21 protein-coding genes are annotated in these 19,792 nt (G+C 64.9%); 9 read left to right on the forward strand and 12 right to left on the reverse strand.

Annotated features, from left to right (window positions below; translation table 11 throughout):
* The first annotated feature begins 58 nt into the window (after window positions 1-58).
* The 4 genes from MTX19_RS08635 to MTX19_RS08650 are packed head-to-tail and all read left to right on the forward strand — an operon-like array spanning window position 59 to window position 2,893.
* A complete protein-coding gene (locus MTX19_RS08635; protein WP_280983257.1) occupies window positions 59-700 on the forward strand; it encodes a DUF1285 domain-containing protein in 642 nt (213 codons plus the stop codon).
* The gene (locus MTX19_RS08640) at window positions 697-1,368 is read left to right on the forward strand and encodes a CoA pyrophosphatase (protein WP_280983258.1); all 672 of its coding nucleotides are present in this window, start codon (window positions 697-699) and stop codon (window positions 1,366-1,368) included. The genes MTX19_RS08635 and MTX19_RS08640 overlap by 4 nt, the downstream gene beginning before the upstream one ends.
* Window positions 1,365-1,640 (forward strand): DUF6111 family protein, encoded by a 276-nt coding sequence (locus MTX19_RS08645; protein ID WP_280976048.1) that lies wholly within the window; start codon window positions 1,365-1,367, stop codon window positions 1,638-1,640. Before MTX19_RS08640 ends, MTX19_RS08645 begins: the two co-directional genes overlap by 4 nt.
* On the forward strand, window positions 1,637-2,893 hold the full coding sequence (locus MTX19_RS08650; protein WP_280983259.1) for a CCA tRNA nucleotidyltransferase: 1,257 nt from the start codon (window positions 1,637-1,639) through the stop codon (window positions 2,891-2,893). The genes MTX19_RS08645 and MTX19_RS08650 overlap by 4 nt, the downstream gene beginning before the upstream one ends.
* A gap of 165 nt (window positions 2,894-3,058) precedes the next feature.
* Here the strand turns inward: MTX19_RS08650 and MTX19_RS08655 are convergent, their stop codons facing one another.
* From MTX19_RS08655 to MTX19_RS08680, 6 genes are all read right to left on the reverse strand, one after another.
* The gene (locus MTX19_RS08655) at window positions 3,059-3,307 is read right to left on the reverse strand and encodes a DUF2158 domain-containing protein (RefSeq protein WP_280983260.1); all 249 of its coding nucleotides are present in this window, start codon (window positions 3,305-3,307) and stop codon (window positions 3,059-3,061) included.
* Between the two features lie 141 nt (window positions 3,308-3,448).
* On the reverse strand, window positions 3,449-4,189 hold the full coding sequence (locus MTX19_RS08660; protein WP_280983261.1) for an HAD family hydrolase: 741 nt from the start codon (window positions 4,187-4,189) through the stop codon (window positions 3,449-3,451).
* Window positions 4,180-5,076 (reverse strand): oxygen-dependent coproporphyrinogen oxidase, encoded by an 897-nt coding sequence (gene hemF, locus MTX19_RS08665; RefSeq protein WP_280985928.1) that lies wholly within the window; start codon window positions 5,074-5,076, stop codon window positions 4,180-4,182. The genes MTX19_RS08660 and hemF overlap by 10 nt, the downstream gene beginning before the upstream one ends.
* A 2-nt stretch (window positions 5,077-5,078) precedes the next feature.
* Complete coding sequence (locus tag MTX19_RS08670; RefSeq protein WP_280983262.1) at window positions 5,079-5,444, reverse strand: 6-carboxytetrahydropterin synthase; 366 nt, start codon at window positions 5,442-5,444, stop codon at window positions 5,079-5,081.
* 34 nt (window positions 5,445-5,478) lie between these two features.
* A complete protein-coding gene (gene queE, locus MTX19_RS08675; protein WP_280983263.1) occupies window positions 5,479-6,111 on the reverse strand; it encodes a 7-carboxy-7-deazaguanine synthase in 633 nt (210 codons plus the stop codon).
* A gap of 10 nt (window positions 6,112-6,121) precedes the next feature.
* Window positions 6,122-6,577, reverse strand: coding sequence for a tRNA (cytidine(34)-2'-O)-methyltransferase (locus MTX19_RS08680; protein ID WP_280983264.1), 456 nt, complete (start codon window positions 6,575-6,577; stop codon window positions 6,122-6,124).
* 276 nt (window positions 6,578-6,853) lie between these two features.
* On the opposite strand from MTX19_RS08680, the gene petA reads away from it, so the two are divergent.
* The 3 genes from petA (at window position 6,854) to MTX19_RS08695 (ending at window position 10,419) form a co-directional block, all read left to right on the forward strand.
* Entirely contained in the window at window positions 6,854-7,384 is a 531-nt protein-coding gene (gene petA / locus MTX19_RS08685; RefSeq protein WP_280976056.1) for a ubiquinol-cytochrome c reductase iron-sulfur subunit, read from the forward strand.
* A 71-nt stretch (window positions 7,385-7,455) separates the two neighbouring features.
* On the forward strand, window positions 7,456-9,525 hold the full coding sequence (locus tag MTX19_RS08690) for a cytochrome c1 (protein ID WP_280983265.1): 2,070 nt from the start codon (window positions 7,456-7,458) through the stop codon (window positions 9,523-9,525).
* Window positions 9,526-9,744: 219 nt separating this feature from the next.
* Entirely contained in the window at window positions 9,745-10,419 is a 675-nt protein-coding gene (locus MTX19_RS08695) for a dienelactone hydrolase family protein (protein WP_280983266.1), read from the forward strand.
* A 262-nt stretch (window positions 10,420-10,681) separates the two neighbouring features.
* Here MTX19_RS08695 and MTX19_RS08700 read toward each other — a convergent pair whose 3' ends face one another.
* On the reverse strand, window positions 10,682-11,677 hold the full coding sequence (locus MTX19_RS08700) for a VOC family protein (RefSeq protein ID WP_280983268.1): 996 nt from the start codon (window positions 11,675-11,677) through the stop codon (window positions 10,682-10,684).
* Window positions 11,678-12,003: 326 nt separating this feature from the next.
* Between MTX19_RS08700 and MTX19_RS08705 the strand changes: the two genes are divergently transcribed.
* On the forward strand, window positions 12,004-14,163 hold the full coding sequence (locus MTX19_RS08705; RefSeq protein ID WP_280983269.1) for an anthranilate synthase component I: 2,160 nt from the start codon (window positions 12,004-12,006) through the stop codon (window positions 14,161-14,163).
* 120 nt (window positions 14,164-14,283) lie between these two features.
* Complete coding sequence (locus MTX19_RS08710; protein ID WP_280976061.1) at window positions 14,284-14,823, forward strand: adenine phosphoribosyltransferase; 540 nt, start codon at window positions 14,284-14,286, stop codon at window positions 14,821-14,823.
* A 150-nt stretch (window positions 14,824-14,973) separates the two neighbouring features.
* Here the strand turns inward: MTX19_RS08710 and MTX19_RS08715 are convergent, their stop codons facing one another.
* The 5 genes from MTX19_RS08715 to MTX19_RS08735 all read right to left on the reverse strand — a co-directional run bounded on the left by MTX19_RS08715 (window position 14,974) and on the right by MTX19_RS08735 (window position 19,661).
* Window positions 14,974-15,642: a hypothetical protein gene (locus MTX19_RS08715; protein WP_280983270.1), complete on the reverse strand. Its 669-nt coding sequence runs from the start codon at window positions 15,640-15,642 to the stop codon at window positions 14,974-14,976.
* Between the two features lie 60 nt (window positions 15,643-15,702).
* Window positions 15,703-16,449 carry a hypothetical protein gene (locus MTX19_RS08720; RefSeq protein WP_280983271.1) on the reverse strand — a complete coding sequence of 249 codons (747 nt, stop codon included), beginning with the start codon at window positions 16,447-16,449 and terminating at the stop codon, window positions 15,703-15,705.
* A gap of 181 nt (window positions 16,450-16,630) precedes the next feature.
* Complete coding sequence (locus MTX19_RS08725) at window positions 16,631-17,833, reverse strand: M48 family metalloprotease (RefSeq protein ID WP_280983272.1); 1,203 nt, start codon at window positions 17,831-17,833, stop codon at window positions 16,631-16,633.
* A 34-nt stretch (window positions 17,834-17,867) separates the two neighbouring features.
* Window positions 17,868-18,428 carry a LemA family protein gene (locus MTX19_RS08730; RefSeq protein ID WP_280976066.1) on the reverse strand — a complete coding sequence of 187 codons (561 nt, stop codon included), beginning with the start codon at window positions 18,426-18,428 and terminating at the stop codon, window positions 17,868-17,870.
* A gap of 216 nt (window positions 18,429-18,644) precedes the next feature.
* Window positions 18,645-19,661 (reverse strand): small ribosomal subunit Rsm22 family protein, encoded by a 1,017-nt coding sequence (locus MTX19_RS08735; RefSeq protein ID WP_280983273.1) that lies wholly within the window; start codon window positions 19,659-19,661, stop codon window positions 18,645-18,647.
* Window positions 19,662-19,792 lie beyond the last annotated feature (131 nt).

Raw genomic sequence — 19,792 nt, forward strand, 5'->3', positions numbered from 1 at the left:
CATCAAGACATGTGCACCAATCGTGCCAGATTGAAGGTAGGAAACCTTAAGGCAAACAATGGCGAAGCAAGGGCAGACCGAGCAGGGCCGTGAAACCACGGGCCTCGAAAGCAAGGGTCTCGAAGGCCTCACCGCTGCGGCCAATCAAGCTGCGACATCGGGTCAGACCGGGCGCAAGGGACTGCCCCCGGTGCATCTGTGGAATCCTCCATTCTGCGGCGATCTCGACATGCGAATCGCCGGTGACGGCACCTGGTTTTACATGGGAACGCCGATCGGCCGTCCGGCGCTGGTGCGGCTGTTCTCCACAATCCTGAAACGCGAGGACGGCAAGCACTTTCTCGTGACACCTGTGGAGAAAGTCGGCATTCGCGTCGACGATGCGCCGTTCCTCGCGGTCGAAATGCAAAAGCAGGAAGACAACCGCGGCCGCCTGCTCAGGTTCCGCACCAATGTCGATGATTGGGTCGATTGTGAGAAGGGCCATGGCCTGCGTTTCGAGGTCGCCGAGGATGGCGGGCTGACGCCCTATCTGCATGTCCGCGCCGATCTCTGGGCCAAGGTCACCCGCGCGCTCTATTACGATCTGGTTGACATGGGCGAGGAGCGGATGATCGATGGTCGTCAAATGTTCGGCGTCGAGTCCGGGGGCGAGTTCTTCGCGATGGCGGATGCGAAGCAGGTGAGGGACGCACTTTGAACGAGCCGTTGCTGAAGGCGGGGCCGGCGACGATCAGTTCGACGGAATTCTTTGCGCGGGCTCGCGCGCGGCTCAATTTCGACGTGCCGCCGGGCCTGATCGATCCTCGGATCATTCCGCGCACCGGGGATTCCGGCAACGATCGCATGCTCGAGATCGTCGCGAAGGAGCAGCCGGTGCGGCCGGCCGCCGTGCTGATTCCAGTGGTCGATCGTCCCGAGCCCACAGTGCTGCTGACGCAGCGCTCGCCCAATCTGTCGAGCCACGCCGGCCAGATTTCGTTTCCCGGCGGCAAGATCGACGCCACCGACGCCTCGCCGCTCGATACCGCGCTGCGCGAGGCCTGCGAGGAGGTCGGGCTCAAGCGCGACTTCATCGACCCGGTCGGCTATCTCGACCTCTACGGCACCGCGTTCGGCTTCCGCATCCTGCCGACGGTCGCCAAGGTGCGGCCCGGGTTCGCGCTTGACATCAACGAGGCCGAGGTCGTCGATGCCTTCGAGGTGCCGCTCGCCTTCCTGATGAATCCCGAGAATCATCAGATCCACACCAAGGAATTCCGCGGCATGGATCGATCCTATTACGCGATGCCGTTCGCCGAGCGCTATATCTGGGGCGCGACCGCGGGTATCCTGCGCGTGCTGTATGAGCGGATTTACCTGTCATGATCCGCACGGTGTTGACCGAGGTCGGAATCTTCCTGATCCCGTTCGCGGTCTATGCCAGCTTCCTGATCGCGACGCGCGCCGGCGTGGCGCTGCCGGCGTCGTGGCCGCTCGACATGCTGGCGAAGCTGACGCTGGCGGCGCTGCTGCTGGTCATCGTGAGCTTCGTCCTGCTCGCGGAGTATACCGGCGCGCCGCCGAACTCGACCTACGTGCCTGCCCATATCGAGAACGGCAGGCTGGTGCCCGGAGTTGAGACCGGAGTTGACAAATGAGCGAGGTGCGCCTGTTGTCCGACGCGCCATGGCTCGCCTCCGGTCCGGCGGCGCGCGTGCTCGGCCTGCTCAATGCCGACGGCGAGGAGGCGCGCGTGATCGGCGGCGCCGTCCGCAACGCACTGATGCGGATTCCGCTCGGCGACATTGACATCGCCACCACCGCACTGCCGAACGAAGTGGTCCGCCGCGCCAAGCAGGCCGGTATCAAGAGCGTGCCGACCGGCATCGAGCACGGCACTGTCACGCTGGTCGTCGAGGGTCATCCTTTCGAGGTGACGACGCTGCGCGAGGACACCGAAACCTATGGCCGCAAGGCGAAGGTGGCGTTCGGCCGCGACTGGGTGCGGGATGCCGAGCGGCGCGACTTCACCATCAACGGCCTGTCGGTCGATGCCGAAGGCGTCGTACACGATCACGTCGGCGGGCTCGCCGACATCGAGGCGAGGCGCGTGCGCTTCATCGGCGATCCCGCGCAACGGATCGCGGAGGACTATTTGCGCATCCTGCGCTTCTTCCGCTTCCACGCTGCCTATGGCGCCGGCGAGGTCGACCGCGCCGGCTATCTCGCCTGCATCGGCGGGCGCGCCGGACTTGCCGGTCTCTCGGCCGAGCGCATCCGCATGGAAATGCTCAAGCTCGTGGTCGCGGACGGTGCCGCCGCCGCGGTCGTCGCGATGGCGGACGGCGGTCTGCTGCTGCCGCTGTTCGGCGGCGTCGCCTATACCGGGCCGTTCGTGGCGATGATCGAGATCGAGAAGCTGATGGGTCTCGCGCCAAGCGCGGTACGCCGGCTCGCTGCGCTGACGGTCGCCGTCACCGAGGATGCGCGGCGCATCGCAAGCAGGCTGCGGCTCTCCAATGCCGAGGCCAAGGCGCTGGACTCGATGGGCCATCGCTGGTGGCGGTTGCCCGGCATGGACGAGGCGCATGCAAAGCGCCGGCTGTATCGGCTCGACGAGCAGCCCTATCGCGACCGGCTGCTGCTCGCCTGGGCGCGAACCGGCGCGGGCCGAAATGTCGAGCAGTGGCGCGCGCTTGCGACGCTGCCGCAGCGCTGGCGCGCGCCTCACTTTCCGTTGCGGGCGTCGGATTTCATCGCACGCGGAATCGCCGAAGGACCGGCGCTGGGGCATGTCCTGACCTTGGCCGAGGATGCCTGGCTTGCCGCGGATTTCCCGCTGGATCCGCAAGTGCTGTCTGGCATCGCCGACCAGGCCGTTTCCCGTTTTACCCGTGACCACCGGCTGTGAACTTGCTCTCCGGCTTTGCCGACATGACCAACGCGGTCAGCGCGATGTCGCGGTGATCATCGGCGGAATGGTGATGATTGTCTCAGCGCTGCGCGCGCTCTGAACGCCCGGCGAGACGATGCTGCCGGCGGGGCGCCAGGCAGCATCGCGCGCAGAGCAGATGTGCTAGGCAGCCTTGCGCTTCTTCTTGCGGCCGTCGTCGTCTTCGTCCTCGTCGTCGTCTTCTTCGTCGTCCTCTTCCTCGTCCTCGTCATCCTCGTCTTCGTCGTCTTCCGGATCGAGTGCGGCCGATTCGAGCGCGACGAGCGGCAGCGTTTCGCGAAACAGATCGCCGTCCGTCCCCATCCAGAGGCACTCGACCTTGTCATCCTCGACTTCAACCACCGTCAACGGATGGCCGCCGGATTTCAGCATGACGACATCGCCTGGTTTCAGTTCCATGATTTCCCTCCGCGCTTGATGACGCGGACGGCAGGCTATCGATCGGTCATGACAGTCCGATCACGGCCGACGCAAAGCGCAGTGGATTTGGTGTGAAGAACAACCAGCGAAGCGCTATTTGCGCGCGACCGGCACCAGTTCGGTCAGCGAGCGGATGATGCGGTCGGGCTTGACCGTCGATCCCGACGGCAGGCCCTCGCCATGCACGTCCATCCAGATCGCATAGATGCCGAGCCGTTGCGGCGCCACGACCTCCCACTCCAGATTGTCGCCGACCATCCAGGTGTCAGGGGCAGTGACGCCGAGCGCCTCCATCGCGTGCAGATAGGCGCGCTCCTCCGGCTTGCCGAAGCCGTGCTCGCCCTCGATCTGGATGTGATCGAAGCGGTGGCCGAGCGCAAAGCGCTCGACCTTGGCGCGCTGCATGTCGGCGGCGCCATTGGTGACCAGCGCGAGCTTGATGCCGAGCGCCTTCAGCGCATCGATCGCCTCGTGTGCGCCGGGGAAGACGAACATCTCCTCCTCGCGAAGCGTGGTGAAGCGATCGGCGATGCGGTCGGCGAGATCGTCCGGCAGCGCGCGGTGTCCGGCCGCCGCGAGCGCCGCGAAACCGCCCTTCACCGTCAGCCGTCGCGCCTCGCCGAGCCTGATCCGCCAGATCGGCTCCGCCTTCGACCAGAATTGCCGTGCGGAAGCCAGCAGCGCAGTCGCGACCTGGCCCGGGGGCAGGGGAGCCAGCTCATCGGCGAATTCGGTGGCGATCTTGTTCCAGGCGATCTCAGGGCGACCATAGGCCGACAGGATGGTGTCATCCATGTCGATCAGCATCGCACGCGGCAGGCTCCTTACGGCCATTTCACCTCCGGCGGCAGCGACGACAGGATCGAATCCACGTTGCCGCCGGTCTTCAGGCCGAAGATGGTGCCGCGGTCGTAGAGCAGGTTGAATTCGACATAGCGCCCGCGGCGGATCAATTGCTCCTCGCGATCCTCGGCGGTCCAGGCCTGCTGGAAATTGCGCCGCACCAGTTCGGGATAGATCTTCAGGAAGCTGCGCCCGACGTCCTGGGTGAAGACGAGATCAGCCTCCCAGTCGCCGCTGTCGTGCCAGTCGTAGAAGATGCCGCCGATGCCGCGGGCTTCCTTGCGATGCGGCAGGTAGAAGTATTCATCGCACCACTTCTTGTACTTGTCGTAGTCGGCGACGCCGTTCGGACCGGAGCAGGCCTCCTTCATCGCGGCGTGGAAGGCGATCGTGTCGGGGTCGTCCTGGGTGCGTCGCCGGTTCAGCACCGGCGTCAGGTCGGCGCCGCCGCCGAACCAGGCCTTGGTGGTGACGACGAAGCGGGTGTTCATGTGCACGGCGGGCACGTTGGGATTGCGTAAATGCGCGATCAGCGAAATGCCGGACGCCCAGAAGCGCGGATCGTCGGCGGCGCCGGGAATCTGCGCGCGGAATTCGGGGGCGAATTCGCCATGCACCGTCGAGCAGTGCACGCCGACCTTCTCGAACAGCCGCCCCTTCATGACCGACATCACGCCGCCGCCGCCGGGCTTGCCGGTGTGATCGGTGCGGTCCCAGGGCGTGCGCACGAACCGGCCCGCGCTGCCGGGATAGAGCGCCGAGGGGGCGTCATCCTCGAGCCGCTCGAAGGCCGCGCAGATGTCGTTGCGCAACGCCTCGAACCAGCGCCGCGCGCGCGCCTTGCGATCCTCGATGATGGCGGGGTCTGTCGGCCGCATGGCTAGTCCTGCGGGCCGTAATAGGTGCAGCTCTCGCCGCAGCTGTCGCGGTGGACGCTGACGCGCGTCAGCTTTCCGGCATGCTGCAACCGCTCCCAAATGAAGCGCGACAGGTTCTCCAGCGTCGGCAACCCGATCGCCTCGATCTTGTTGAGGAACTTATGGTCGAGCGTCTTCTGCACCTCGGCCATGCTGCGTTCGAGCAGGCCGAGGTCGACCACCATCCCGGTCTTCGGATCCGGCGTGCCGCGCACGGTGACTTCGGCGCGAAAGGAGTGGCCGTGAATCTCCTCGCTGCCGGCGCCAAAGGTCGTTCCGGACAGCGCATGCGCAGCCTCGAAGCGGAACGTTTTCGTCAATTCCCACATCTCTCTCAACAATCCAGTTCTGTCAGATTCCAGTTCATCTGATGCCAAGCGTCTTGTGCGTCTGCACGCTCAGCCGCCATTGCGGGTGCTTCAGGCAGTACTCGATCGCACGCGCGGTGTTCTCGATCACGTCGGGGCCGTCCATCGGCTGCAGCGAGAAGCGCTCGAAGGAGAGGCCCGCGAAATCCTCCGGGCTGTTTTCCGGCTGCGGATAGACCAGCTTGAGCTCATGTCCCTTGCGCACCACGAGGTCAGTCGCGGCCTTTGGGCTCACGCAGATCCAGTCGAGCCCATCGGGTGGCGCGATGGTGCCGTTGGTCTCGATCGCGATCGCGAAGCCGCGCCCGTGCAGGGCCTCGATCAGGGGCGTATCGACCTGCAGCAGCGGCTCCCCGCCGGTCAGCACCACATAGCGGTCGGCGTCCCCTCCGGTCCATTGCGCGGCAATGGTGTCCGCGAGCTCTTCCGCGGTCGCATAGCGGCCACCCAGGGTGCCGTCGGTGCCGACAAAATCGGTGTCGCAGAATCGGCAGACCGCGCCGGCGCGGTCCTGCTCGCGGCCGCTCCAGAGATTGCAGCCGGCGAAGCGGCAGAACACGGAGGCCCGGCCCGCATGGGCGCCTTCGCCCTGCAGGGTCAGAAAGATCTCCTTGACTGCGTAGCTCACCGAAAATCCCTTAAGTTGCCGAGCCGGTCTGGCGCAGCGCCTCACCGAGTGCCATAGCCGCCGTGACCGCCACATTGAGCGAGCGCAAACTCGGCTTGATCGGAATCACCAGCCGCGCATCCGCGGCGGCCACCACTGCGTCGGTGACCCCTGCCGTCTCGCGCCCGAAGAGCAGGACATCGGAGGCGGTATACTGGAAATCAAGGTAGGATTTCGCCGCCTTGGTCGTGAACAGGATCAGCCGACACCCTGCCTCGGTACGCCATTCCTCGAATTTTGACCATGAGTCGTGGCGCATCAACCTGACATGGTCGAGATAGTCCATGCCCGCCCGGCGGAAATGCCGATCCGACGTATCGAAGCCCGCCGGTTCGATGATATGGGCAGCCACGTCCAGGCAGGCGCAGAGGCGCAGAATCGTTCCTGTATTCTGGGGGATATCGGGCTGGAACAGCGCGATCTGCATGATGCTGGCGACCTGTGAAGTCCGGATGAAATTGTCTTAATAAAACATCGCTTGGCGCGGATTTCGTGCATTGCACGCTTGCGAGCCGATAGCGGGCTTGCGCTCGTCCGGCAAGGGTGCCAATAGAACGATTCTGGACTGCTGTTCCGCCGTTTGGGGTGCGGAAGGGCGGTTTTCTGCCGCCGCGGGGGCCGCGGGCGCCGGCAGCCTTTCCTGGGCGCGTTCCGCGTCTCCGGGGCGGTTCCACCGGCTGCGGATATGAAAGGGCTTGGAAACGTGACGACAGCGTCTTCGGCGGACCATCCGACACGCCGTGATTTCCTTTTTGTTGCAACCGGAGCGGCCGCCGCGGTCGGCACAGTCGCTACCGTCTGGCCGCTGGTGACCCAGATGAACCCGGACGCCGCCACGATCGCGGCCGGTGCGCCGATCGAGGTCGACCTGACGCCGATCGCCGAGGGCCAGGACATCAAGGTCTTCTGGCGCGGCAAGCCGATCTACATCAGCCATCGCACCAAGAAGCAGATCGAGGAAGCCCAGAGCGTGGCGCTCTCGAGCCTGCCCGACCCGCAGCCGGACTCGGCGCGCGTCAAGGCCGGCCACGATCAGTGGTTGGTGGTGATCGGCATCTGCACGCATCTTGGTTGTATCCCGATCGCTCATGAGGGCAATTACGACGGCTTCTTCTGCCCGTGCCACGGTTCGCAGTACGATTCCTCCGGCCGCATCCGGCAGGGGCCGGCGCCCGCCAACCTGGCGGTGCCGCCCTATACGTTCGTTTCCGACACTAAAATCCAGATCGGCTAAGTCCCGGACCCTTCCGGGCTTCGGCCTTAACTTGGACCCATCGCGTCGTTTTTCTTCTCAGGATCGCATCAATGAGCGGACCATCCGATTATCAACCGACCAACCCCGCCTTGAAGTGGATCGAACGGCGCCTTCCGATTATGGGCCTGGTCCACTCGTCCTTCGTGGCCTATCCGACGCCGCGCAACCTGAACTACTGGTGGACCTTCGGCGCCATCCTTTCGATGATGCTGGCGGTGCAGATCATCACTGGCGTGATCCTGGCGATGCACTACACGCCGAGCGCCGATCTCGCCTTTAGGTCGGTCGAACTGATCATGCGCGACGTCAATTACGGTTGGTTGCTGCGGTACATCCACGCCAGCGGCGCGTCGATGTTCTTCTTCGCAGTCTACATCCACATGTTCCGCGGCATCTATTACGGGTCATACAAGGAGCCGCGCGAGGTGCTGTGGATCCTCGGCGTCATCATCTACCTGCTGATGATGGCAACAGGTTTCCTGGGCTATGCGTTGCCGTGGGGCCAGATGAGCTTCTGGGGCGCCACCGTCATCACCAACCTGTTCTCGGCGATTCCCTATGTCGGCGAGAGCATCGTGACGCTGCTGTGGGGCGGCTATTCGGTCGGCAACCCGACGCTGAATCGCTTCTTCTCGCTGCACTACCTGTTGCCGTTCGTGATCGCCGGCGTGGTCGTGCTGCATATCTGGGCGCTGCATGTCGCGGGCCAGAACAATCCGGCCGGCGTCGAGGCCAAGACCGAGAAGGACACCGTTGCGTTCACGCCGTATGCGACGATCAAGGACCTGTTCGGCGTGTCCTGCTTCATGATCTTCTTCGCCTGGTTCATCTTCTACATGCCGAACTATCTGATGGAGGCGGACAACTATATCCCTGCCAATCCCGGCGTGACGCCGGCGCATATCGTGCCGGAGTGGTACTACCTGCCGTTCTACGCGATGCTGCGCAGCATTCCGAACAAGCTCGCCGGCGTCGTCGTGATGTTTTCGGCGATCATCATTCTGTGCTTCCTGCCCTGGCTCGACAGCGCGCGGACCCGTTCGTCGAAGTACCGTCCGCTAGCCAAGCAGTTCTTCTGGATCTTCGTGGTGGTCTGCATCGGGCTCGGCTATCTCGGCTCAAAGCCGCCGGAAGGTATCTATGTGGTCGCCGGCCGCGTCCTGACGGCTTGCTATTTCGCGTACTTCCTGATCGTGCTGCCGCTGCTCGCCCGGATCGAGACGCCGCGCCCGCTGCCGAACTCGATCGCCGATGACGTACTGTCGAAGAGCCGGGGCAAGGCCGCGACCGTGGCGTCCGTCGCGCTCGCGCTGGTGGTCGCAGGCGGCGTGTTTGCCGGCAGCACCCAGTACGCCAAGGCCGAGGGCGATGAGGCGCCCCCGGCCCAGAAGTGGTCGTTCTCCGGCCCTTTCGGCAAGTTTGACCGCGGTTCGCTGCAGCGTGGCCTGAAGGTCTACAAGGAAGTCTGCTCGGCCTGTCACGCGCTGTCCTATGTGGCGTTCCGCAACCTCGCCGATCCCGGTGGCCCCGGCTACTCGGCGGCGCAGGTGGCTGCGCTCGCGTCCGAGTACAAGATCAAGGACGGTCCGAACGACCAGGGCGAGATGTTCGAGCGTCCGGGCCGCCCGGCGGACTACTTCCCGTCGCCGTTCCCGAACGAGCAGGCTGCACGCGCGGCCAATGGCGGCGCAGCTCCGCCGGATCTGTCGCTGATCGCGAAGGCGCGCTCCTATGACCGCGGCTTCCCGCAGTTCATCATCGACTTCTTCACCCAGTACCAGGAGCAGGGACCCGACTACGTCTCGGCGATCCTGCAGGGCTTCGAGGACAAGCCGCCGGCTGGCGTCACGATCCCGGAGGGCTCGTACTACAACAAGTACTTCCCCGGCCACGCGATCAAGATGCCGAAGCCGCTCTCCGACGGTCAGGTGACCTTCGACGACGGCTCGCCGGCGACGGTCGCGCAGTACGCCCACGACGTCACGACCTTCCTGATGTGGGCCGCCGAGCCGCACATGGAAGAGCGCAAGCGGATCGGCATGCAGGTCTTCGTGTTCCTGATCATCTTCGCCTTCCTGATGTACTTCACCAAGAAGCGGGTCTGGGCCAACGCGCACTGACGCGCGGCTGCTGTCACGACATTGAAAAAGCCCCTGCGGGGGCTTTTTTATTTGTCGCGTGACCGGGATATGACAGGGGGCGGCTTTGCCGCGCGACGAAACCGCCTCGGTCTGCAGGCGCGATGACGAGTGTGCGAGCTTGCCGCAGGGCGATTGCGTCCCTTGCCGAGTGCGGACAAAATGCCGGCCAATCGGCCGGCAAACATTGCGGAGGAACTCATGGGTACCAGCATCAGCTTCAAGCGCCCGGACGGCAAGGACGCATCGGGCTATCTCGCCAACGCCGCGCGCGGCAACGCCCCGGGCGTGGTCGTGATCCAGGAATGGTGGGGCCTGTCGGATCAGATCAAGGGCCTGTGCGACCGCTTCGCGGCGGCCGGCTTCGATGCGCTGGCGCCCGATCTCTACAAGGGCAAGGTGGTGCCCTATCACGACACCGACGCGGCCGGCAAAGAGATGAACTCGCTCGACTTCATGGATGCCACCACGCAGACGGTGCGCGGCGCCGCGCAGTATCTCGCCAAGAACGGCGCCAAGGTCGGGTTGACCGGCTTCTGTCTCGGCGGCGCGGTGACCATCATCGGCGCGGTGCATGTGCCGGAACTGACCGCAGGCGTCGTGTTCTACGGCATTCCGCCGGAGCAGGCCGCCAAGCCCGCCGACGTCAGGATCCCGCTGCAGGCGCATTTCGCTAACAAGGACGACTGGTGCACGCCGGAGCTGGTCAGCAATTTCGAGAAGGCGATGAAGGCCGCCGGCAAGTCACTCGAGCTGTTCCGCTATGATGCCGAGCACGCCTTCGTCAACGAGCAGCGCCAATCCGTGCACGACCGCCACGCCGCCGAGCTCGCCTGGGGCCGCGCCACCGATTTCTTCAGGAAGCATTTGGGATAAATTTGTAGCCCGGATGGAGCGCAGCGAAATCCGGGGCAGTATCCCCGCGGAGAAGGTGGTCCCGGATTACGCCACGCTCGATCCTGGCCACGCGCTTGCGCAATATTTTGGCCGGAGCGCGAGATACAAGCGCGATGTCGTCCCGGCGAAGGCCGGGACCCATACGCCGCGGCCGTGGCAATAGGCACACTGGCAGCCATCCCGCCCGATAACTGCGCCCAGTGGTTATGGCTCCAGGCTTTCGCCGGGATGACGCAGTTTGCTATGCGTCTTTCACCCCGTCCCACCACGGGCAGGTGCCCGACATCAGCTTGAAATTGCCTTCCATCACCTGAACCGGGGCGCGGCGACCCTCGGCGGCGGCGCGCATGCGCATCTCGCGCGCCACCGCGCGGTCCTCCGGCGACAGCCAGACCCGCTCATGGCCCCACAGGCTCGGGCCGTCATGCATCTCGACCGGCGTCCAGTTTGCCGGATCGATCTCGCGGCCGCCCCAGCCGCACTCGACCATGAAGGACGACGGCGACCTGGCGTAGAACGACGTCATCAGATCGTTGGTGTGGCGCCCGAGCGTGACGTTGACGCGGTCTTCCTTCTGCGCGATGTCGTAGGCTTGGCCGACATCGTCGAGCGAGAACAGCTCCATCATCAGGTGATGCATGCCGTTGGTGCCTGTCTCGATCAGCGCCAGAGAGTGGTGGCGTGGATTGACGTGGAAGAAATAGGCGCGGAACGGCGTCTCGATGTAGTCGCTGAGGCCGAAGCCGAGCACGTCGACATAGAAGGCCATGACGGGAGCGATGTGCTCGACCGTCAGCACGGCGTGGCCGAGGCCGAGCGGCCCGGTGCGGAAGCCGGAGATCGATCGTCCCGGCTTGAACGGTGTGTCGTCGATCTCGGCGCCATGAAACGCTTCGAGGCGGTTGCCGGCCGGGTCGTGGAACGAGATCAGGCCGCGGACGCGCCGCGTGTCGGCCAGCGATTGCGGCTCGGCGGTCACCGCAACGCCCGCCCGCTCCAGCCGCGCCGCCAGCCCATCGAGCGCAGCGGCATCCGCCACCTCCCAGCCGAAGAACCTTGTGCCTTCGGCTAGCGCGCGGTCGATCACGATGCGTTGCTTGCGATCATCCATCCGGAAGGCGAGCAGCGAATTGCCGCGCTCGATCGCCTGCAGCCCGACCAGGCCAGTGCCGAACTGCCGCCAGTCGTCGAGCGCGTCGGAGCCGAAGCCGGCATATCCGAGACCCAAGATCGCCATGTACGTCTCCGCCATTGTCTGTTTTTGGGCGGTCGATCGGCCGCCATTTCGGCAAATCCTACGCGGATTTCCGTCCTTTCAAACCCCGAAACGGCACGGCCGGAGGGGGCAGGGTTGCGGCCATCCCTTGACACGGCCCGCGCCGGGTGGTGAGTAACGGTCCATGAGCACCGTTGCCAGTCCATCCCGTCGTTGGTGGCCCACCTTCTCATAGGTGGCCGGTGCGATTTCATTTCTCAGAAACGTCGAAGGTCGCCATCGCAGTGCGACGGTCCCTTCGTTTGTCCTGTGTGGCGCTCTCTCGGCAAGTCTCGTAAGAGGATCACATGAACAGGACAGTCTTCTCCCTGCCGGCCAAGAGCGAGTACCTCACCAATGGCGGCCTTGCGGTCGCGCGGGTGGTCGAGCAGTTCACCGGCGGCGCCAATCGCCTCGACGACCTGATCGCGCTCTTGGACCGCCGCCGCGGCGTGGTGCTGTCCTCGGGTACCACGGTGCCGGGCCGCTACGAGAGCTTCGACCTCGGCTTTGCCGATCCGCCGCTGGCGCTGGAGACATCGGGCACCGATTTCTCTCTTTCTGCGCTCAATCCGCGCGGCGAGGTGCTGATCGCCTTCCTCGGCGACGTGCTGCGCGAGCCCTGCGTCGTGATCTCGGAGCGCAGCGCGACGAAGCTGTCGGGCCACATCATCCGCGGCGCCGCGCCGGTCGAGGAGGATCAGCGCACCCGCCGCGCCAGCGTGATGTCGCTGGTGCGCGACATGGTGGCGGCGTTTGCCTCCAATGCCGATCCGCTGCTCGGCCTGTTCGGCGCCTTCGCCTACGACCTCGTGTTCCAGGTCGAGGACCTCGTGCAGAAGCGCGCCCGCGAGGCCGACCAGCGCGACATCGTGCTCTATGTGCCGGACCGCCTGCTCGCCTATGACCGCGCCACCGGCCGCGGCGTGGCGCTCACTTACGAGTTCGCCTGGAAGGGAAAATCCACCGCAGGCCTGTCGCACGACACAGGGGCGAGCGTTTACGCCAGGACGCCGCGCCAAGGCTTTGCCGATCACGCCCCGGGCGAATACCAGGCAACCGTCGAGGTCGCGCGCGCAGCCTTCGCCCGCGGCGACCTGTTCGAGGCCGTGCCCGGCCAGCTGTTCGCCGAGCCTTGTGAGCGCTCGCCGGCGGAAGTGTTCCAGCGGCTCTGCCGCATCAACCCGTCGCCCTATGGTGCGCTGATGAACCTCGGCGAGGGCGAATTCCTCGTCTCCGCCTCACCGGAGATGTTCGTGCGCTCCGACGGCCGCCGCGTCGAGACCTGCCCGATCTCGGGCACCATCGCGCGTGGTTCGGACTCGATCGGCGATGCCGAGCAGATCCGCAAGCTTCTGAACTCGGAAAAGGACGAGTTCGAGCTCAACATGTGCACCGACGTCGACCGCAACGACAAGGCGCGCGTCTGCGTGCCCGGCACCATCAAGGTGCTGGCGCGGCGTCAGATCGAGACCTACTCAAAGCTGTTCCACACCGTCGATCACGTCGAGGGCATGCTGCGGCAGGGCTTCGACTCGCTCGATGCCTTCCTCACCCACGCTTGGGCGGTGACGGTTACCGGCGCGCCGAAATTGTGGGCGATGCAGTTCGTCGAGGACCATGAGCGCTCGCCGCGGCGCTGGTATGCCGGCGCGATCGGCTGCGTGAATTTCGACGGCAGCATCAACACTGGCCTCACCATCCGCACCATCCGCATGAAGGATGGCTTGGCGGAAGTACGTGTCGGCGCGACCTGCCTGTTCGATTCCGATCCCGCCGCCGAGGACCGCGAATGCCAGGTCAAGGCGGCGGCGCTGTTCCAGGCGCTGCGCGGCGATCCGCCGAAACCGCTGTCGGACTTCGCGCCCGACGCCACCGGCTCGGGCAAGAACGTGCTCTTGATCGACCACGACGACAGCTTCGTGCACATGCTGGCGGATTACTTCCGCCAGGTCGGCGCCAATGTCACCGTGGTCAGGCACATTCATGCCCAGGATATGCTGAAGCAGAAGGGTTGGGACCTCCTGGTGCTGTCCCCCGGGCCCGGGCGTCCGGAGGATTTCGGCATCTCGAAAACCATCGGCACGGCGCTGGAGAAGAAGCTGCCGATCTTCGGCGTCTGCCTCGGCGTGCAGGCGATCGGCGAATATTTCGGCGGCCAGCTCGGTCAGCTCGGGCAGCCTGCGCATGGCCGTCCCTCGCGCGTCCAGGTGCGTGGCGGGCGGTTGATGCGGAACCTGCCCAATGAGATCGTGATCGGCCGCTACCACTCGCTCTTCGTCGAGCGCGACAGCGTGCCCGACGTGCTGACGGTGACCGCGACCACTGAAGACGGCGTCGCGATGGTGATCGAGCACAAGACCCTGCCGGTCGCCGGCGTGCAGTTCCATCCGGAATCACTGATGTCGCTCGGCGGCGAGGTGGGGCTGCGCATCGTGGAGAATGCATTCCGGCTGGATGCGAACTGACGGCACCGTCATTGCGAGCGAAGCGAAGCAATCCATTTCGCCGCACCGAGACAAAAGTGGATTGCTTCGTCGCTTCGCTCCTCGCAATGACGGGGCGACAGAGTAGGGGTTGAGACACCAATGACCTTTGACCAGGACATCAAGTCGACCGTTCGCACCATCCCGGATTACCCGAAGAAGGGCATCCTGTTCCGCGACATCACGACATTGCTGGCGGATGCCCAGGCGTTCCGGCGGGCGGTCGACCAACTGGTGCATCCCTGGGCGGGCTCGAAGGTCGACAAGGTCGCAGGCATCGAGGCGCGCGGCTTCATCCTCGGCGGCGCGGTGGCGCACCAGCTCTCGGCCGGTTTCGTGCCGATCCGCAAGAAGGGCAAGCTGCCGCACACCACCGTGCGGATAGCGTATTCGCTCGAATACGGCATCGACGAGATGGAGATGCATGCCGACGCCGTGCAGCCCGGCGAGCGCGTGATCCTGGTCGACGATCTCATCGCGACCGGCGGCACCGCGGAGGGCGCGGTGAAGCTGCTGCGCCAGATCGGTGCCAATGTCGTCGCCGCCTGCTTCATCATCGATCTGCCCGATCTCGGCGGCGCCGCCAAGCTGCGGGCGATGGACGTTCCGGTGCGCACGCTGATGGCGTTCGAGGGGCATTGAACGCCACCGCCCTCCATGCGTCGTCCCGGCGAAAGCAGGGATCCATAACCACGAATGCCAGTTCCGAAGCAAGCTGTGGCCCCAGCCCTCGCTCGATACGCAGCGGTGGTTATGGGGCCCGGCTCGCGTTTCGCTTGGCCGGGACGACGATCACGATCTCTGCAGCAGCACGCTCAATTCGAGATCGCGGAACATGGTGTAGTTCCGGCGGATCCATTGATGCAGCTCGGTCGATGAATCCTTCTCGTGGCGCAGATATCCCGTGAAGGAGAAGTTCAGCCGGTCGATATAGGTCTTGAGGAATACCGGCAGCGCGCGGCAGCGAAGCACGCGGCTGCGGGACATCGCCGGCGGCAACTCGCCGCGCATCACGAACTCGTTGTCGATCACGACGAGCGCATTCGGTGGGATCAGCCGGTACAGCGTGTCGTAGGCGCGCGCCGAGACGCGGTCGATGTCGGCGACGAACAGGATCACCGGCGCGACGCGGCGGCGCAGCGCCTCCTTCATCAGCCCGATCTCGTCGCACATTTTGAAGAATTCGTCGAAGGCGTGGTAGCCGAGGTCGATCACCTTGGCGATGCCATCATTGATGATGACGCGGTCCATCAGCTGCATCTTGCCATAGGTATCGATCACGTCGGCGGTTTCCGTGATCCGCGGCAGATAGTCGACCAGCGACGGCTCCTTCAGATTGATGTCGAAGGAGATCACGTCGCCGTTCTTCAGCAGCAGAAATTCGCTCAACAACCGCGCGATCAGCGTCTTGCCGACCTGCGGGCGGGGTGAGCAGATGATGTAGACGGGCGTGGATGACATCGCCCGCTATATCAGACCAAATTTTCGCCTAATCCAGCCCCATCGCCGCCCCGAGCGCGACTATTTTTCGCCGCGGGTGGCCGACTTGGCGCCGACCAGATCGGTCAGCTTGATCCGGTCGTACTCGCTCCAGACGTTGGCCAGCCAGTGCCGCACATAGCCGCGCAGCACGAAGGAGTAGTTCGCGGCGTCGTCGTTGATGAGCTTATTGGCGACGAACTTCAGGAACGGGACGGAGGCGACCTCGACCTGCTCATAGGCCATTTCGTTGAGCTTGGGGATCGTGAGGTCGGTCGCATCCTTGATGCGGTGGAAGTAGGAGTTGTAGGTCGACTGGTCCCACTGGAAGAACTGGGTGTCGTTGATGAAGTTCTTCACCAGGAAGTACTTCGCGCCGGTCATGAAGTTGGCGGTCTCGGCGATCTCATCGAGCGAGGCGATCGACGGGCCCAGTATATGGAACACGGCGAAGGTGATCTGGCCGGACCGTGCCGCGTCGAGGAAACCGATGTCGCGCAGCGAGGCCAAGGCGGGCGAGAGCAGTCCGGCGCGGACGTCGATCACGGTCACCGAGGGGCCCGAGCTCAGCGTATCGAAGATCTTCATCTGGTCCGCGGTCGTCGTCATGTCGACGATCTCGGTGATGTCAGGATGGAAGCGCCTCAACGTTCCCCGCGGCGATTCGGTGTCGAACGCCCGGGTCTGCACATTGTTGGCGCTGAAATAGTCCAGGAGCGTCCGCGAAACGGTAGTCTTGCCGACCCCGCCCTTGTCAGCGCCCACCACGATCACAACCGGCTTTGCCATGGAAGTCCCTTAAAAGCGCGCTCCCGATCGCGAGGGCGATCGGCAAGTCCCCACGCCTGCTTTGGGCGCGAACATGGCAGAATCGAGGGAGAATTCAATTCCTTAACGAGCCCACATTTGGTTTGGTGGGGATTTCCTTAATGGAATGAGAGGGCTGTGCCGGACTTTAGACGTGTCGGCCTCAAGGGCCCCGAGGCGCATCTTGCGCTGGGCCGGGGGCTGGCAGCGGCGACGGCGTACCATCGGGCGTTGTGGCCTCGCCCCAGGGGCCGCGGTGCGGTGGCTGATCGGCGGTGGTGTCCGGCTGCTCGGCCGGTGTGCCGGCATCGTCCGGATTGTCCTGGGGCAGGGCCAGCGGCCCCGGATCGCGGCCGCCCGCATATTTCACCAGCGCATCGACCCGGGATTGTATCGACGGGTGGGTCGCGAACAGGTCGGCGAAGCCCTCGCGCGGATTGTCGACGCAGAGTTCCATCACCGCCGACGTCGCACCCGGCAGCTCGCCGCGGTTCTCGATCTTGCGCAGCGCCGAGATCATCGCATCGGGATTTTTCGTCAGTTCGACCGAGCCGGCATCGGCCAGGAATTCGCGCGACCGAGACAGCGCCAGCTTCACGACCTGCGACAGCAGCCAGGACAGCAGGATCAGCACGATCGCGATGATGATCACGACGATCGCGCCGCCGCGCGAGCCCTTGCCGTCGCGATCCGACGAGGAGGACGATGAAGACGAGGAGGATGACGAGGACGACGACCAGCCGCCGCCGGTCGAGTTCCACGACAGATTTGTGAAGATGCGGAAGAAGAGCTCGCCGAAGAAGCCCACCACACCGGCGATGATGACGGCGACCACCATTAGCTGCACGTCGCCGTTCCTGATGTGGGTGAGCTCGTGGCCGAGCACGGCCTCGATCTCCTGGTCGTTGAGCGTCTTCAGCAGGCCCGTGGTGACGGTGACGGCGTATTGCCGCGGGTTCAACCCGGTCGCGAACGCGTTCAGCGCCGGACTGTCCATCACCTTCAGCTTCGGCATCCGGATGCCGCGCGAGATGCAGAGGTTCTCCAGCAGATTGTAGAGACGCGGCTGCTGCTGCCGCGTCACCTGTTCGCCGCCGGTGACGGCATCGATCATGTCCTGGTGGAAGAAATATGCGATCACGATCCAGGTCGCGGCCGCGATCGTGGCCCAGGGGAACGCGGACACCAGGTCGTGCGCGGCCCGTGTCAGGTAATAGTCGACCGAGCGGCCGCTATCGATCACCACCTCGCCGACCAGCGCGCCGGCATAGACCAGCACGTAGATCAACAGGAACAGGCCGCCAAGCAGCAGCAGCGAACGAAACTTGTTCGATGCGATATGCGTGTAGAGACCGTAGGCGGCCATCAGGAAGCTGCCTTTCGCCGGCGCGCTTCGCGCCTCAGAACTTCACGCTCGGCGCCGTCTCGACGTCGGCGCGGCCGGTGCCGAGGTCGAAGAAATCCTTGCGGGTGAAGCCGAACATGCCGGCGAACAGCGCGGCCGGCATCTGCTGGATGCCGGTGTTGTACTCCTGGACCGCATTGTTGAAGAAGCGGCGGCTGGCGGCGATCTTGTTCTCGAGATCGGAGAGCTCCGCGGCGAGCTGCTGGAAGTTGGCGTTGGCCTTGAGATCCGGATAGGCCTCCGACAGCGCGATCAGCCGGCCGAGCGCGCCGGAGAGCTGGTTCTCTGCCGCCGAGACCTGCGCCGGCCCCTGCGCCGACATCGCCGAATTGCGCGCCTTGATCACGTCGTCCAGCGTGCCGCGTTCGTGCGCCGCATAGCCTTTCACGGTCTCGACCAGGTTCGGGATCAGGTCGTGGCGCTGCTTGAGCTGAACGTCGATGTCGGCAAAGGCTTGGTTGACCCGCTGGCTGAGCGCGACGAGGCGGTTGTAGGCGCCAAATGCAAACAGCACGAGAAGGACGATGACGCCGATAACGATCCAGCTGGTCGACATGACGGGACAGCTCCTGATGGGACGACACGGCGGCAGCGTAGCCCAAATCAGGGCACACGACAGCCCGCCGCGAAAAGGTGGGCAAAGCTTTGGTCGGCGATGGTGTCGAATTAGTTCAACAGTGCTCAGTCGTCCCGGCGAAGGCCGGGACCCATACGCCGCGGCTTTTCCTTGGGCACTGGGGCTAACGCCGTTCTCAACAATTGGCGTTGGTGGTCATGGGTCCCGGCCTTCGCCGGGGCGACCTGCAACGGATGCTTGATCGCCGACCAGCGCGTCGCCCCAGCGCCAGCGGCGGGCGCGCGCGTAATCGGTCTTGGCGCGGCGGGGAATCCTGGTGACGACGACGCCATCAGCCGTACACAGCTTGGCCGAAATCTCGACCTTGCCGACATCAGGCTGCGCCAGCACCCGGGATGGACGCGCGGTCACCGGCGCGCGTGTCAGCGCGACATAGGCAAAGCGTTCGTCCTCGAACGGCACCTCGGCGCCCTTGACCTGCTTGTGCGCGCGCGAGCGCTGCAGGCGCTGGGAGAAATGGCACCAGTCGGGTGCGACCAGCGGGCAGGCGCCGTCATGTGGGCAGGGCGCGACGACATGGGCGCCCGCCGCGATCAACTGCGCGCGGAGCGAGACGATCCGTGCATAGCCTGCGGGCGTGCCGGGCTCGACCACCAGCAACGTATCCCTGGTCCTGGACCACAGCGCCTCGGCCAGCGCCGTGCGCTCGGCATCTCCGATCTCGCCGATCATGTAGCTCGCGATCACGAGGTCGGCGGGTTCGGCCTGTGCGAGCAGGGCTTGAGCCTGTCCGAGCTCATAGGTGGCAGCGTGCAGGCGCGTGCCGTTGCGAACGAGCTGCTGCGCGAGCGTTCGCAACGCGCCATTGGCGTCGAGCTGAGTAAGGCGTCGCAGCGAGGAGAACGCTTCCGTCGCCGCCCAGGTCGCGGTCCCCGGCCCGGCGCCGACGTCGAGCAACGTTGTGGGGACGAAGTCCGGCCTGACCTCGGCGAGCGCATTGAGGCTTGCGACGACTGCCGCATAGGTCGCGGGCATCCGCGCCAGCGCGTAGGCGAGCGCATCGGTCTCGGACCTGATCGTCCCGGAGCCGCCGCCTTCGCGATAGGTTTGCGAGATCACCGCGGCCCGGCTCGCCGCATCGTTGCGCGACAGGCCTTCGAGTCTGGCGTTGAGCGCAGCTTTCAGTTCGGCGGGGAGATCGGGCGATGTCATAAGACGTACTCTCCCCACGTCATTGCGAGCGCAGCGAAGCAATCCATAGCGCCACTTGTGGAGACGTGGATTGCTTCCGCCTTCGCTCTTCGAGCGACGGCGGACAAGTCGTCGCTATCGCTCCTCGCAAT

Origin of the sequence: Bradyrhizobium sp. ISRA464, from assembly GCF_029910095.1 — a bacterium.
Classification (GTDB): Bacteria; Pseudomonadota; Alphaproteobacteria; order Rhizobiales; family Xanthobacteraceae; genus Bradyrhizobium.